General features: G+C 61.5%; 14 protein-coding genes. 11 read left to right on the top strand and 3 right to left on the bottom strand.

The features are described 5' to 3' along the window. Nucleotides 1-2 precede the first annotated feature (2 nt). From ABDK06_RS05225 to asd, 3 genes are all read left to right on the top strand, one after another. A complete protein-coding gene (locus ABDK06_RS05225) occupies nt 3-863 on the top strand; it encodes a thymidylate synthase (protein ID WP_394939614.1) in 861 nt (286 codons plus the stop codon). After that, on the top strand, nt 860-1,417 hold the full coding sequence (locus ABDK06_RS05230) for a dihydrofolate reductase (protein ID WP_394939616.1): 558 nt from the start codon (nt 860-862) through the stop codon (nt 1,415-1,417). Before ABDK06_RS05225 ends, ABDK06_RS05230 begins: the two co-directional genes overlap by 4 nt. A gap of 93 nt (nt 1,418-1,510) precedes the next feature. Next, on the top strand, nt 1,511-2,638 hold the full coding sequence (asd, locus tag ABDK06_RS05235; RefSeq protein ID WP_394939618.1) for an aspartate-semialdehyde dehydrogenase: 1,128 nt from the start codon (nt 1,511-1,513) through the stop codon (nt 2,636-2,638). A 115-nt stretch (nt 2,639-2,753) separates the two neighbouring features. Here the strand turns inward: asd and ABDK06_RS05240 are convergent, their stop codons facing one another. Beyond that, entirely contained in the window at nt 2,754-3,818 is a 1,065-nt protein-coding gene (locus ABDK06_RS05240) for a winged helix DNA-binding domain-containing protein (RefSeq protein ID WP_394939620.1), read from the bottom strand. 89 nt (nt 3,819-3,907) lie between these two features. Between ABDK06_RS05240 and cmtR the strand changes: the two genes are divergently transcribed. Continuing rightward, nucleotides 3,908-4,264: a Cd(II)/Pb(II)-sensing metalloregulatory transcriptional regulator CmtR gene (cmtR, locus tag ABDK06_RS05245; protein ID WP_394939622.1), complete on the top strand. Its 357-nt coding sequence runs from the start codon at nt 3,908-3,910 to the stop codon at nt 4,262-4,264. Continuing rightward, complete coding sequence (locus tag ABDK06_RS05250) at nt 4,261-4,917, top strand: cation efflux transmembrane domain-containing protein (protein WP_394939624.1); 657 nt, start codon at nt 4,261-4,263, stop codon at nt 4,915-4,917. Before cmtR ends, ABDK06_RS05250 begins: the two co-directional genes overlap by 4 nt. A gap of 395 nt (nt 4,918-5,312) precedes the next feature. On the opposite strand, the gene ABDK06_RS05255 is transcribed toward ABDK06_RS05250, so the two are convergent. Further along, nucleotides 5,313-6,398 carry a fatty acid desaturase family protein gene (locus ABDK06_RS05255; RefSeq protein WP_394939626.1) on the bottom strand — a complete coding sequence of 362 codons (1,086 nt, stop codon included), beginning with the start codon at nt 6,396-6,398 and terminating at the stop codon, nt 5,313-5,315. Nucleotides 6,399-6,892: 494 nt separating this feature from the next. Here ABDK06_RS05255 and ABDK06_RS05260 point away from each other — a divergent pair, with 494 nt between their 5' ends. Genes ABDK06_RS05260 through ABDK06_RS05285 form a run of 6 tightly spaced genes read left to right on the top strand, consistent with a single transcriptional unit; the run spans nt 6,893 to nt 11,553 of the window. After that, entirely contained in the window at nt 6,893-7,081 is a 189-nt protein-coding gene (locus tag ABDK06_RS05260) for a hypothetical protein (RefSeq protein ID WP_394939628.1), read from the top strand. 2 nt (nt 7,082-7,083) lie between these two features. Next, nucleotides 7,084-7,959 carry a TOMM precursor leader peptide-binding protein gene (locus tag ABDK06_RS05265; protein ID WP_394939630.1) on the top strand — a complete coding sequence of 292 codons (876 nt, stop codon included), beginning with the start codon at nt 7,084-7,086 and terminating at the stop codon, nt 7,957-7,959. After that, nucleotides 7,926-9,128: a YcaO-like family protein gene (locus tag ABDK06_RS05270; RefSeq protein WP_394939632.1), complete on the top strand. Its 1,203-nt coding sequence runs from the start codon at nt 7,926-7,928 to the stop codon at nt 9,126-9,128. The genes ABDK06_RS05265 and ABDK06_RS05270 overlap by 34 nt, the downstream gene beginning before the upstream one ends. Before the next feature lie 24 nt (nt 9,129-9,152). After that, nucleotides 9,153-9,956, top strand: a complete 804-nt coding sequence (locus ABDK06_RS05275; protein ID WP_394939634.1) for a SagB/ThcOx family dehydrogenase — start codon at nt 9,153-9,155, stop codon at nt 9,954-9,956. Next, the gene (locus ABDK06_RS05280) at nt 9,953-10,837 is read left to right on the top strand and encodes an ABC transporter ATP-binding protein (protein WP_394939636.1); all 885 of its coding nucleotides are present in this window, start codon (nt 9,953-9,955) and stop codon (nt 10,835-10,837) included. Before ABDK06_RS05275 ends, ABDK06_RS05280 begins: the two co-directional genes overlap by 4 nt. After that, nucleotides 10,834-11,553 carry a hypothetical protein gene (locus ABDK06_RS05285; protein WP_394939638.1) on the top strand — a complete coding sequence of 240 codons (720 nt, stop codon included), beginning with the start codon at nt 10,834-10,836 and terminating at the stop codon, nt 11,551-11,553. Before ABDK06_RS05280 ends, ABDK06_RS05285 begins: the two co-directional genes overlap by 4 nt. A gap of 15 nt (nt 11,554-11,568) precedes the next feature. Here the strand turns inward: ABDK06_RS05285 and ABDK06_RS05290 are convergent, their stop codons facing one another. Further along, nucleotides 11,569-12,627, bottom strand: a complete 1,059-nt coding sequence (locus tag ABDK06_RS05290) for a UDP-N-acetylmuramate dehydrogenase (RefSeq protein ID WP_394939640.1) — start codon at nt 12,625-12,627, stop codon at nt 11,569-11,571. Between the last annotated feature and the right edge of the window lie 102 nt (nt 12,628-12,729).

Consider the following 12,729-nt stretch of genomic DNA (forward strand, 5'->3'; position numbering starts at 1 on the left):
TTATGAGCATCTCCACCGCCTCCAATGAAGTTCTGCCCTCAGCAGCATCCGCGGATCAGGCACCTCCGGTGACTCCCTACGAGGATTTATTACGTGAAGTGCTCGCTCATGGCACTTCGAAATCCGACCGCACCGGCACCGGCACGCGCAGCGTCTTCGGGCGGCAGATTCGCTTTGATCTGGCGGATTCCTTTCCGCTGATCACCACCAAGCGAGTGCATTTCAAATCAGTGGCGATGGAACTGCTCTGGTTCTTGCGCGGGGATTCGAATGTCCGCTGGTTGCAGGAGAACGGCGTTCGAATCTGGAACGAATGGGCCGATGAAGACGGCGAGCTCGGCCCGGTCTACGGCGTGCAGTGGCGCTCTTGGCCCACCCCAGATGGGCAGCACATCGACCAGATCGCCCAGCTCATGGAGGGTCTCAAGAGCAATCCGGACTCACGCCGGCACCTGGTCTCGGCCTGGAACGTCGCAGAGATCTCCAAGATGGCGCTGCCACCGTGCCACACCTTCTTCCAGTTCTACGTAGCCGATGGAAAACTCTCCTGCCAGTTGTACCAGCGCAGCGCGGATATGTTCCTCGGCGTGCCCTTCAATATCGCCTCCTATGCGCTGCTAACCCTGATGATCGCCCAGCAAGTGGGGCTGGAACCCGGGGAGTTCGTCTGGACCGGTGGTGATGTGCATATCTACGATGACCACCTGGAACAGGTCGAAGAGCAGCTCAGCCGGGCACCCTACCCTTACCCGCAGCTGCGGATCACGCGGAAACCGGAGTCCATCTTCGATTACAATTTCGAGGACTTCGAGGTCGTCAACTACCAGCACCACCCCACGATCAAGGCCACTGTCGCGGTATGAGCGAAAGGACAGGGACGACGCCGGGCAGCGAAGCGAACCCGGCGATCGGCTTGATCTGGGCGCAGACTCCGAGCGGCGTGATCGGTTCTGCGGGGACGATGCCCTGGCATGTGCCGGAGGATATGGCCCATTTCAGAGAGGTGACCTCCGGTCATCCGGTGATCATGGGGCGGCGCACCTGGCTCTCTTTCCCGGCGAAGTACCGCCCGCTACCGGACCGGACCAATATCGTACTGACCTCGGATCCAGCGTGGTCTAGGACGTCGGAGGCCAGCGGTGCGATAGCAGTGGCCACGCTGGAAGAGGCGCTGCGAGCCGCTTCCAGCGCCGCCGGAAGCGAAGAGATCTGGATCGTGGGTGGCGGGCAGGTCTATGCGCAGGCGCTCCCCCTCGCTGATCTCGCGGTGATCACCATAATCGACCTTGCGGTGGAGGGCGACACCTATGCTCCTGAACTCGGACCAGAGTGGGTCCTGGGCAGAACCGAACCATTAGAGGGCTGGTCCACGTCCCGGTCCGGAGCAGATTACCGTTTCACCTGGTGGACTCGCTGACGCACCCCGATCCCCAGATCCCCTGCTCAAGCAACCACCGAAGCGGCCAGTCATGAAATTTTCCTGAGCTTCATCGCCCCGTACCATGGAGAAATGAGTTCTTCCGTGCACAGTGTGGGCTTCGTTGGTTGGCGGGGCATGGTCGGTTCGGTTCTGCTGCAACGGATGCAGCAGGAAGGTGATTTCTCGAAAATCTCCCCGGTCTTCTTCTCCACCTCGAACGCCGGAGGCGCCGCCCCGCAATTCGCCGAGGGCGATCCGGGTCTGCTGGCCGATGCTCATGACCTGGACTCTCTGGAGAAACTCCCCATTATCGTGACCGCTCAGGGCGGGGACTACACCTCAAAAGTGCACCCCCAGCTGAGGGCTCGCGGCTGGAACGGGCTGTGGATCGATGCCGCCTCAACATTGCGGATGAACGACGATTCAGTGATCGTGCTGGACCCGGTGAACCGTGCAGTGATCGATCAAGCCCTGGCCTCCGGCGTCAAAGATTTCATCGGTGGCAATTGCACGGTTTCCTGCATGCTGATGGGCCTGGGAGGTCTCTTCCGCAACGGCCTGGTCGAATGGGCCACTTCCATGACTTACCAGGCGGCCTCCGGCGGCGGGGCGAAGCATATGCGCGAACTGCTCACGCAGTTCGGCGAGATCCACGGTGCGGTCGCCACCGAACTGGCGGATCCCTCCTCGGCTATTCTGAACATCGACCGGAGCGTACTGTCCGCGCAGCACGAGGTAGATGCCAGCCAGTTCGGCGCCCCTCTGGGCGGTTCGCTGATCCCCTGGATCGATGCCGACCTGGGCAATGGACAGTCCAAGGAAGAATGGAAGAACGGCGCCGAAACGAATAAAATCCTCGGCTTTTCGGGCTCTGAGCGGGTCACCATGGACGGATTGTGCGTCCGGATCGGTGCCATGCGCGCGCATTCTCAGGCGCTGACCATGAAGCTCAAAGAGGAACTGCCGATCGCCGAGATCGAACGGCTCATCGACGCAGACAATGAATGGGCCACGGTGGTACCCAATACCAAGGAAGCCTCGATGTCGACACTGACTCCGGTAGCCGCCTCGGGGCAGCTCAGCATTCCGGTGGGACGACTTCGTACCCTGGAAATGGGTCCGGAATACCTCAGCGCCTTCACGGTTGGCGATCAGCTGCTCTGGGGCGCTGCCGAGCCCTTGCGCCGGATGCTCAAGATCGCCATCGGCGAGCTCTAGTTCCCGCTGCCGGGCTCTGCCTCACGCACCCCGTCCCAGCGAATCGGTGATTCAGTGGGGCAAGCTATCCCTCCCCACCCAAGCTCTGGATTCAGTGGGGCGGACTACTCAACACTCATCCTCGTAGAAACCGCTGGTATCGTTCCGCGGCGATCTCGGCTGAACGCTGAACGGCGGGGCTCAGCGGCTCGAAAGGCAGCAACTCGACCCGCCCCTTGGGGCTGCTCGGTTTCCGCCAGGTACCCACCACTCGACCGCCGTAGACGATGGTCGGCATGAACATGCCATTATTGCCCGGCACGATGCGCGATGCGTGCTCGACGGCGAGGGTATGCGAGCGATCCGCGTAACCCAGTAAGAACTCGTCGAACCCGGGCAGGAGCAGCAGACTCCTCGCACTGGCGGGCGGCAGTTCGAGAGTCTCGGGGGCCAGGAAGCGCTCCTCACTGTCGACGTCGAGAACCGCGAGTTCCTGCCGCACCGCAGCGAGGCCTAGGCGAGCGTCCCGCAGCGGCAGTTTGCTCCACCAGCAAAAGTCTTTCACAGTGGCCGGGCCGTGCGAGCGAAAATACCTGCGCACATACTCCGTGAGCGCTTCCTCCCGATCCAGTTCCCTGGGTTGGGAAATCCACTCCTGGCTGGCCATGAAGAGTTGCTTGGCCCCTCTCATCGGCCCTTGGACCAAATGACCTTGCATGCAGAGCACACCGATCAGGTGAATCCCGCGTTGCTGCTCTACCGGTTGGCCGGCAGCGCTGAACGCGGCCAGCAGCTCTTCTCTGCTTGCACCACCACCGGTGACGGCGGCCAACGCCAGATCACGAACCTGGCCAAGGTCGGCGTCCGAAATCCCCAGTTGCCGATTCCGGCTTGCCATCGAGGCAATCACTCGCGGCCCGGTCAGAGACAGCATCCAGCCGAGGTCTTCGGCAGCGCATAGATGCAGCGTACCGCGCATCGGCCAGGACCGGACCACTTCCCCCGTATCAAGAGCCGCCCTGACCTGTGAGAGCGCCGGGCGCGGCATTCGCAGGCCGATTGAATACAGCGCCCCCGGCAGATCCTGGGCCTGCAGGGCGAGCATCCAGCGCACGGCCTCGACGGGGCTGCTCAGGGAGCTGGCCAACAGGGCCTGGCTGAGCAGGCGCAGTCGGGCGAGCGACGACGTCGGAGCCTTCATCACCCTATTGAATCACCCGTTCGTTGGGAGACCGAGAGAATCCGCTTCCCCCTCTTTCAAATGGTCAGCATTCACTGTATGGTCAGTACATGCTGACCATTACTTCTCGACTCGATGTGATGAACCGATTAGGCAGGGCAATGGCCGACCCCACTCGTTCCAGGATTCTGATGGAACTGCTTGAGGGACCGAGCTATCCGGCGGTTCTCGCCAGAAAACTCGAACTCACCAGATCCAATGTGTCGAACCACCTGAGCTGCTTACGCGATTGCGGGATTGTCGTCGCCGAACCGGAAGGGCGTCAGACCCGTTACGAGATCTCCGACCCCCATCTGTCGCGGGCGCTGACCGCCTTGGTCGAGGTGACGCTGGCTGTGGACGAAAACACGGCGTGCCTGGACCCGAGCTGCCCGATACCCGGTTGCTGCGATTCGGACGCCCGATGAGCGCGACGCTCAGCCAAGCTCGGCGGCGTCGGCTTCACCGGAGAGTCAGGTTCATCGTCGGATTCACCATCGCTTACAACGTGCTTGAGGCGATCATCGCGGTCACCGCGGGCACACTGGCTTCCTCTGCCGCGCTAATCGGCTTCGGACTGGACTCGATCATCGAAGTGCTATCCGCTGCGGCGATCGCCTGGCAATTCAGTCGACGAGATCCGGAGCGCTGGGAGAAGCCAACGGTACGAGCGATCAGTATCGCCTTCTTCGCGCTCGCGCTGTACGTGATCATCAATGCCGCGCTCGCTCTCGGCGGCCTTCAAGAAGCTGAGCGCAGCCCGCTCGGAATAGCGATCGCTGCGCTCAGCCTGATTGTGATGCCGGCACTCGCCTGGTTCGAATTCCGCACCGGAAAGGAACTCGGCTCCAAGAGCGTGCAAGCGGATGCCAAGCAACTCGTGCTGTGCAGCTACCTCTCCGGTACCGTACTGATCGGGCTGCTGCTGAACTCGCTCTTCGGCTGGGGCTGGGCCGACTCGGTGGCCGCACTGATCGTGGCCGCGCTGGCCGTTCGCGAAGGTATCGAAGCCTGGCGCGGAGACGTGGAATCCCCCTTCGAAGTACTGGCCGAATCCACCCCCACCGAATCACAGGTTTGACTGGGGAGAGCTAGCTTAGCCCAGCGAAACCCATGATTCAGTGGGGATGGGTTAAACAGAATAGGGGAATCCGCAGCGGCCCCCACCTCGAGCCCGCGAGAGGAAGGGGCAGCCGAACCGAAAGAACCCTCCCACAAAAACCCCTACGGGAATAAGGGAATCCGCAGGGGCCCCCACCTCGAGCCCGCGAGAGAAAGGGACAGCCGAACCGAAAGAACCCTCCCACAAAAACCCCTACGGGAATAAGGGAATCCGCAGGGGCCCCCACCTCGAGCCCGCGAGAGAAAGGGACAGCCGAACCGAAAGAACCCTCCCACAAAAACCCCTACGGGAATAAGGGAATCCGCAGGGGCCCCCACCTCGAGCCCGCGAGAGGAAGGGGCAGCGGATTCCCGCTAGCGGGCGCTGCGCAGTTGCGCGGTGACCGGGCATTCGAAGGGGTCTCGCTGGCCCAGGCCGACCCGGTTCAGGTACTTCATCACGATCAAGTAGGAGCGCCCGAGCGTGGTCTCGGTATAGGTGATCTTCCGCTCGGCGCAGAAAGCCCTGACGATCGGCTGGACCTTGCGCAGATTTCGCGAGGACATGGTGGGGAAGAGGTGATGCTCGATCTGGTAATTCAAACCGCCCATTCCGGCGTCGACCCACCAGCCGCCGGAGATATTGCGACTCATCAGGGTCTGTCTGCGGAGAAAATCTATTTTGACGTCCTTGGGCACCAAGGGCATCCCCTTGTGGTTCGGCGCAAAGGAACCGCCCATGTAGAGGCCGAAAGTCGCCAGGTGAACGCCCATGAAGGCCAGCGCGATCCAGGGCCCGCAGACCAACCCGACGGCGAGTGGCACGCCGAGCAGCCGGACCATCAGGAAGATGATTTCCCAGCGTCGCTGCGGCACAATCTCCCGCCTGTCGAAGATCCGCTTAATGGCGTCAACGTGCAGACCCAGGCCGACCAGGGTGAGCAAGGGGAAGAAGAAATACCCTTGACGTGCCGCGAACCAGCGCGCCAGGCCGGTGCGCTTGAGTGCGTCGTCCGGATCGAAGACCACTGTGCCCGCGGCGATATCCAGGTCCACGCCGATCTTGTTCGGATTGGCGTGGTGCTTGCCGTGCTTATACATCCACCAGCCGTAGCTCAAGCCGACAAAGAGGTTGCCGACCACGCGGCCGGTCCATTCATTCGCCTTAGCGGAGGCGAAGATCTGGCGATGTGCGGCGTCGTGCGCCAGGAACCCGGCCTGCGCGCAGAAGAAACTGAAGACGACAGCTGTCAATAACTGCCACCATGACTCGCCAAAGGACCATAACATCACTCCTGTTGCTGCAAAGCCCAGCCCCAGCCGAATCATCCGGCCGATGTACCAGGCGATATCTCGCTCCATCAGCCCCGCGGCACGGACCTGATCTGCAAGCTCGATAAACTCGGTCGCTTGCCGATTCCGGTGGGGACGTGAATCCCGGTCTAACGCTGCCGTGGACATGAATTGAAGCCTTCCGCTTTATGTGTGGAGGCTTTCAAGCTAACCGGCTGGTTTGAGGGGATGCATCCCCCGTGGGAACCGTTCCACCCCCTACCGGGGTAGGGTGCGGTGATTCCACCGCTGCGCTGGCCCAACGGGGTCATGGCTCAACGAGGTCGTGGCTCAACGAGGTCGTGGCTCAACGAGGTCGTGGAAATAGCTCCGATACCCATGGTGCGGCTCCCCGGCGTCTACCACCGCGGCGGCCAAAGCAGTCAGACCTGGATCCACTATTACTGCATCAAATCTAGAAATATCGCCGATTCCTTCCGGGATTCAGCGGAACCCTGAAATATCGCCGATGAGCTCGCTGAACCAGCGAACTCATTCCCTTATCCACATTTCGTATATCACCGATTGACACTCCGTCGGTTACCTATTTACGCTCAACCCAAGTCTTCAGCAGCGAAGACTTCCGGCAGCCGCCGGAACACCCGATGTAGATAAGGAGCACCATGAATAACTCGCTCGCAATGCCAGAAGTAATGGAAACTCAGCCCGGCAAGATCATGCCTGAGGCGCTGATCGAGCTCGACTTCCAGCTCAGCGGCCCCGCAGTCACCCCGGCGACCATGGGTGACGGCGACACCACCATCACGCTGTCCTCTTCCTGCACCGCCTGGCAGAAGCCACTGAAGCCGTAGCCATGAGCACCACCACCTATCTGCTCACCGAGGGAACTCAGCTATCAGATTTCGAAGACTCCTTCGTGCTGGTGTGCGGAAGCTCGATCGTGCGGTTCCGCGAGAATCAGGAGTTTGCAAAGCTGCTCTTCGGCTTCCTGCGCCAGCACCGCACGGCCGAGGAGGTGGCCTTGGGTGTTCCGGGTCTGAAAGATCCGGAACACCTGCTGGGTGCTCTGACCGCGGCTGGAGTGGTCCGGCGCTCCTCGGGTCTTTTGGGAGAAATTGACGGTTTGAAAGAGTTAGCAGGGGCCCCGCAGCGACTGTGCTTCGATACTCCGGAAAGCCAGGAAGCTCAGGTGAGGGCAGCGGCCGCGAATTTCCCGGAGGTGATCCGGCTGAGTACCGCCGACGCGCGGAGGCTGAGCCCGGTAATCCTGGTCAGGAGCACAGTTCCGGAGATGATTCGCGAGTGCCGGGAGCTCTTCGATTCGGGAACCTGCTTCGTGCCAGTGGTTCCTTCCGACGGCGAGAAAATCATCATCGGGCCCGCCGTCGTCCCGGGCCTCACCGCTTGTTTCGAATGTCTGATCGCCCGAAAGGCCGCGCTCACCGACTGGCCAGATGAATATCTGCGTTTTCACAGCAGCAGTTCCGCGGGAGAATTCAACCCGGCCGACCTCGCCCTGGGCCTCAACCTGGCGGTGCGCCTGGCCCTTGGAGCTTTTTACCAGCAACGCGGTGAGCTCATTGGGGCGTGCACGATTTTCGATCCCGCGTCCCTCACCACCTACAGCTCAAGAGTTTGGAGTGTTCCGCGTTGCCCGACATGTTCAAAATACGGGAAGTTGTCGACCAGCTATCCATGGCTCAGCCCAATCCACTCCGCAGCGGGCTGATCGGGCCCGACGTCGGCCTGGTTCCCGCGGTCCAGGCGGTCAGGGTCCGCCCCGGTGCGATCAATGCACCGGCCTTGGTGATTCATCAACCGCACCTACCGAGCTTCATGAGGATCCGCTTACCGGATCAGTCATCGACCGGTTTCGGCCTGGGTTCCGCCAAGCTCTTCGGCTCCGCCACCGGAGAGTTCATCGAAAGGTACTCAGCCGGGGTGGCCCCCGAATACCACGACGATCCGCCGAGCTCAGCGCGCATCCCGGCCCGAGAATTCAGGCAATTCAGCGAAGCCCAATACGCATCGCCGGACTTCCCCTATGTTCACCCCGATTCCCTGGAAGAACTGCGCTATGTCACCGCCTACCGCAGCACTGATAACTCCGCGGTCGCGGTGCCCGCAGACCTGGTCTATCTCAGCCCGAGTGGCGAGATCCCCTGGTGCACCATCACCTCAAGCGGCTTGGCCTCGGGGCGGAACTATGGCATGGCGGCTCGAGCCGCCGTCTTCGAACTCATTGAACGAGATGCCTTCATGCGCTCCTGGTACCAGGAAATCCAGGGTGAATGCCTGGAGATCCCGGAGAACATCCCACAGCATTTCTCCCCAGAACTCAGAGGCATCTGCCGGCAGCTCACGATCCTCGGAGTGAAAGTCACCCTGGTGCGGTTGAGCGGCGTCGGGGGCACCCCGGTAGTGCTCTCCTGCGCGCGTTCTGCCGAAGTGGGCCTGGCCGTAGGATGCTCTGCCAAGGCCAGTATCAAGGAGGCCATGGTGGCGGCCTTCATTGAATCGGTGCATACCCATAATTGGGCACGCCAGATCCCGCAACGCCCGCTCCCGGCCAGTTCGGTGCAGACCCTGGAAGAGCACATCGGCTTCCACGCCCAACTGGTCAATCGCGAATTCAACCTGTTCCTGGACTCCGGCCCCAGGGTGAGTGAATCAGAGTTCGTTCGCAATGGCGAAATGGGCCTGCCCGAGGCCTTGGCCGCTGCTGAGCGGGCCGGCTGGGAGATCTTCCTGGCTGATCTGCGCTCTTCCGACGTCGCCGCCAATGGCTGGCATGTGATTCGGGCACTGAGCCCTCAAGCAGCCACCCTCGATGTCAATCAGCCACACCTCGGTCAGCACCCTGCTGCCCGGCATCATCATCCCCACCCCTTTCCCTGAAACTTCTCTGAAAGTAGGAAAAGCATGAGCGCGTCATCGGAAAAGATCCTGCCCTGGATGTCTTTAGACGATCCGGCTGAGAACTTTCATCTGGCCTCGAAGCTGTACCGCTGGATCAGTGATTCGTCCTCGGCGATGTACGCCCACGATTTGATCAACGATCCTGAAGCGCTGGCGAGTTTCGGCGTTCCCAGCGCCAATTATCCGGGCATTGAACGGTATGCTCTGGGCAGCTCGCGGTGGGGGTCGAGGGTCTCCGAGGTGCTGCGTAACCGACATTCCGCGCCGTCGTTCTCCGATGCACCGGTGAGCTTCCAGGACTTCAGCACCGTGCTGCGGGAATCGGCGTGCGTCACCACGAGCTACGGTCGCGGTGCGCCCTCGGCTGGAGGTCTCTACCCGATTGACTGCTACCTCTGCGTCAATAACGTGCAGGGGCTGCCGAAAGGTTTCTATGCTCTGGCCCCCGCCACGGCGGAGGTTCACCGCTTACCGCTCGAACAGGATCCCCGAAAGTTCCTCCAGGAATCCCTGGTCTTCCAGAATCTCGCCGAGCATTCCGCCTTCCATGTGTTCTTCATCGCCTCGATGCCGCGGTTGCGTGTCAAGTACGGGCAGCGTTCGTATCGTTTCGCCCTGATTGAGACCGGTCATCTGGCTCAGGCCATGATCATGTGCGCCCAGGAAAGCGGGCTGGCCAGTTGCGCGGTGGGTGGTTTCATCGATCAGAAGATCGATGATCTGCTCTGCTTGGACGGCGTCGAACAGTCCGTGCTCTACAGCGTTGCTTTCGGCCAGCCGGACTTTCCCGGAAGGACTGCCGCATGAGCGAAGCAATCGTTTCCTGGCAGCGGGTCACCAAACGCTATCCCCGCAAAACCGCGCTCCAGGATTTTTCCCTCGACCTCGGCGCCGGGGTGCACTGCCTGCTGGGCGCGAACGGGGCGGGTAAGTCGACGGCCTTGAATATTCTGTGCGGCGTCCGCACCGCCAGTTCCGGTGAGGTCACCGTGCTCGGCCAGCGAGTTCGGCGCGGCGGGCCGCAGGCCAGCTTACTGGGCTGCGTGCCCCAGGCGCTGTCCTTCCCACCTACCCTCACGGTGGCTGAAGTGCTGAGGTTCATCGCCATTCATTACCCAGAACCTCTGGATTTTTCCGTGGTCGAGGAAAAGCTGCAACTGCGCGGAATCCGGAAGACCCAGTGCGGCAGCCTCTCCGGCGGTCAGTTGCGCCGCTTAGGCATCGCGGCAGCCCTGATGTCGAACGCTCCGGTGCTGGTTCTCGATGAACCACTGGCTGGGCTGGATATCGATGGCCGCGCCCAGGTGCGCGCTTTACTGCTGGACCTCAAACAGCAGGGCCGTTGCGTCATTATGGCTTCCCACGATTACGGCGAGATCGAAGCCACTGCGGATACCGTCACGCTGATCAAGGACGGCAGTGCTCTGCTCAGCGATAGCACGGAGGCTATTCGCAGCACCTTGAACACCCACTATCTCAGCTTCTTCAGCGCGGACGGCCCTCCATCAGGGCTGAAGAACTTCGGTACGCTGCAGCCACTCGGTCACGGAAGGTACCGGCTCGTGACGCCGCAGCCGGATCGCGCCGGGCGACTGATCGTCGAGACGATCGCTGACCCGCAATTGCAAATCGTGAAGGCCTCACTCGAGGACGCCGTGAGCGTTCTGCTGAACGGAGAGCAGAAGTGAAATACCTTTTCGAGTACATTCGGATCCAGTTCCTGGAACTGTTCCGGTTGCCCGCTTTCTTCTTACCGCTGGCTGCGTTGCCGGCTCTGTTCTACCTGATGGCCGGTTCGCACAGCGATCTACCCCCGGCTCAGGCGCTTTTCAACTATTTGGCTTTCGCCATGCTGGGCACCGTGATGTTCCAATTCGGAGTGGGCATTGCGGCCAACCGGAATGAGCCCTGGAACCTCTATCTATTGACTCTTTCGGCCAGTTCGCGGCTGCGCATTCTGGCGCAATTGCTCACGGCCTTGATCTTCTCCGTGGTCTTCGCCCTGCCCTTGCTGCTCATCGGCTTGATCAATGGGGCGCTGTTCTCCGCGAGTGCTGGCGAGCTTGGCTTCGGTGGTTTAGCCCTGCTGCTCGGCGGCATCGTCCATGGCTGCCTGGGCTTGGCTCTAGGGTATTGGCTACCGGTCAAGGGAGCTGTGCCGATCACCAATCTGATCTATTTCCCCTTGTCCTTCGTGGGCGGGCTCTTCGGCCCTGTGCACCTCGGACCTCTGCAATTTCTGCATACTTTCAGTCCGACAGGAGCCTGGACGGACCTGATTGGGACGGCGTTGACGGGTTCGCTAAATATTGCAGCGATGATCATCCTGGGCTGCTATTTCCTGATCTGCGGAACGGTCGCCGTGCTCGGTTATCGCAGAGTCGAGCAAACCGAATACCACTGAATTCCTCAACCGGGGTTAGAGCGCACAGCCAATCAGCAGGGGTTCCGGTTCCAGGGTGATGCCGAATTCTCGCTGCACCCCGTCCCGAACCGCACGAGCCACGGCGAGCAGATCTTCGGTCCGGGCGGCTCCGCGGTTCGTCACGGCAAGGGAATGTTTGGTGGACAGACTGGCCCGCCCCTCGGTCAGCTCGCTTCCGAACCCTTTGTCGAAGCCGGAGTGTGAAATGAGCCAGGCAGCGCTGAGCTTCACCACTCCCTCACCTCCGGGGTTCTCCACCGGGTACCTCGGAGCCGCGGCGGGCAATTTCTCACCCCAGGCGCGCGGCACAATCGGGTTGGTGAAGAACGAGCCCGTTGAATAGGTGTCCCGATCCTCCGGGTCAAGCACCATACCCTTGGCGGCACGCAACTCCAGCACCGCCTTGCGCACATCTGTCGCATACGCCCGTTCACCGATGGCGACGCCGAGCTTACCGGCAAGCTCGGCGTAACGCACCGGAGCGCTCATCCGCCCCAAAGCCAGCTGAAATTCGACGGTGAGCACGACATAGCGCGGCGATCCGCCGGTGGTGGCCCTCTTCAACAGGGAATCCCGGTACGCGAAGCCGATCTCGGAGTGGCTGAAGGTGGTGATCCGACCGAGCTGACGGTCCCAGACTCGGATAGCCGCAATGGTCTGCGCCACCTCGGCACCGTAGGCTCCCACGTTCTGCACCGGCGTCGCACCGGTCAGACCGGGAATACCGGAAAGAGCTTCGAGGCCGCTCCAGGCGTGCAGCACGGTTTCTTTCACTAACTCGTCCCAGGGATGGCCGGCCTGCACGACGACGGAGGCACCGCCGCAGCGATCTTGCGAAGAGACGGTGTATCCCTGAGAGGCGATCTGCAGCACGGTGCCGTGGAAGCCTTGATCGGCCACCAGGAGATTGGAACCGCCACCGATGATGAGCAGCTCCTCTCCCGCGGCATCCGTGGCTTGGACTGCTTCAATCAGCTCCGCCTCAGACTCCGCCCGGATGAATTCCCCGGCTTCGCCGCCGACCCCCGAAGTGGTCAATTCTGCCAATCTCATAGGCTCAATCCTACTTCCCGAGGGGCCCTCTATTTTTTCCAGCCGTCCCACTGAGTGTTACTGATGAGGCGGAAGTATCTCTACAACGGTCACACCCTTCAC

It is taken from the genome of Psychromicrobium ferritrahens, assembly GCF_043789415.1.
Lineage (GTDB): Bacteria > Actinomycetota > Actinomycetes > Actinomycetales > Micrococcaceae > Renibacterium.

Bases quoted from the DNA above. Each gene is read 5' to 3' on its own strand.
- cmtR (WP_394939622.1), top strand. From the start codon at position 3,908: ATGCTGACCATTACTTCTCGACTCGATGTGATGAACCGATTAGGCAGG.
- ABDK06_RS05250 (WP_394939624.1), top strand. From the start codon at position 4,261: ATGAGCGCGACGCTCAGCCAAGCTCGGCGGCGTCGGCTTCACCGGAGA.
- ABDK06_RS05255 (WP_394939626.1), bottom strand. From the start codon at position 6,398: ATGTCCACGGCAGCGTTAGACCGGGATTCACGTCCCCACCGGAATCGG.
- asd (WP_394939618.1), top strand. From the start codon at position 1,511: ATGAGTTCTTCCGTGCACAGTGTGGGCTTCGTTGGTTGGCGGGGCATG.
- ABDK06_RS05280 (WP_394939636.1), top strand. From the start codon at position 9,953: ATGAGCGAAGCAATCGTTTCCTGGCAGCGGGTCACCAAACGCTATCCC.
- ABDK06_RS05230 (WP_394939616.1), top strand. From the start codon at position 860: ATGAGCGAAAGGACAGGGACGACGCCGGGCAGCGAAGCGAACCCGGCG.
- ABDK06_RS05240 (WP_394939620.1), bottom strand. From the start codon at position 3,818: ATGAAGGCTCCGACGTCGTCGCTCGCCCGACTGCGCCTGCTCAGCCAG.
- ABDK06_RS05225 (WP_394939614.1), top strand. From the start codon at position 3: ATGAGCATCTCCACCGCCTCCAATGAAGTTCTGCCCTCAGCAGCATCC.
- ABDK06_RS05275 (WP_394939634.1), top strand. From the start codon at position 9,153: ATGAGCGCGTCATCGGAAAAGATCCTGCCCTGGATGTCTTTAGACGAT.
- ABDK06_RS05290 (WP_394939640.1), bottom strand. From the start codon at position 12,627: ATGAGATTGGCAGAATTGACCACTTCGGGGGTCGGCGGCGAAGCCGGG.
- ABDK06_RS05270 (WP_394939632.1), top strand. From the start codon at position 7,926: ATGGCTCAGCCCAATCCACTCCGCAGCGGGCTGATCGGGCCCGACGTC.
- ABDK06_RS05260 (WP_394939628.1), top strand. From the start codon at position 6,893: ATGAATAACTCGCTCGCAATGCCAGAAGTAATGGAAACTCAGCCCGGC.
- ABDK06_RS05265 (WP_394939630.1), top strand. From the start codon at position 7,084: ATGAGCACCACCACCTATCTGCTCACCGAGGGAACTCAGCTATCAGAT.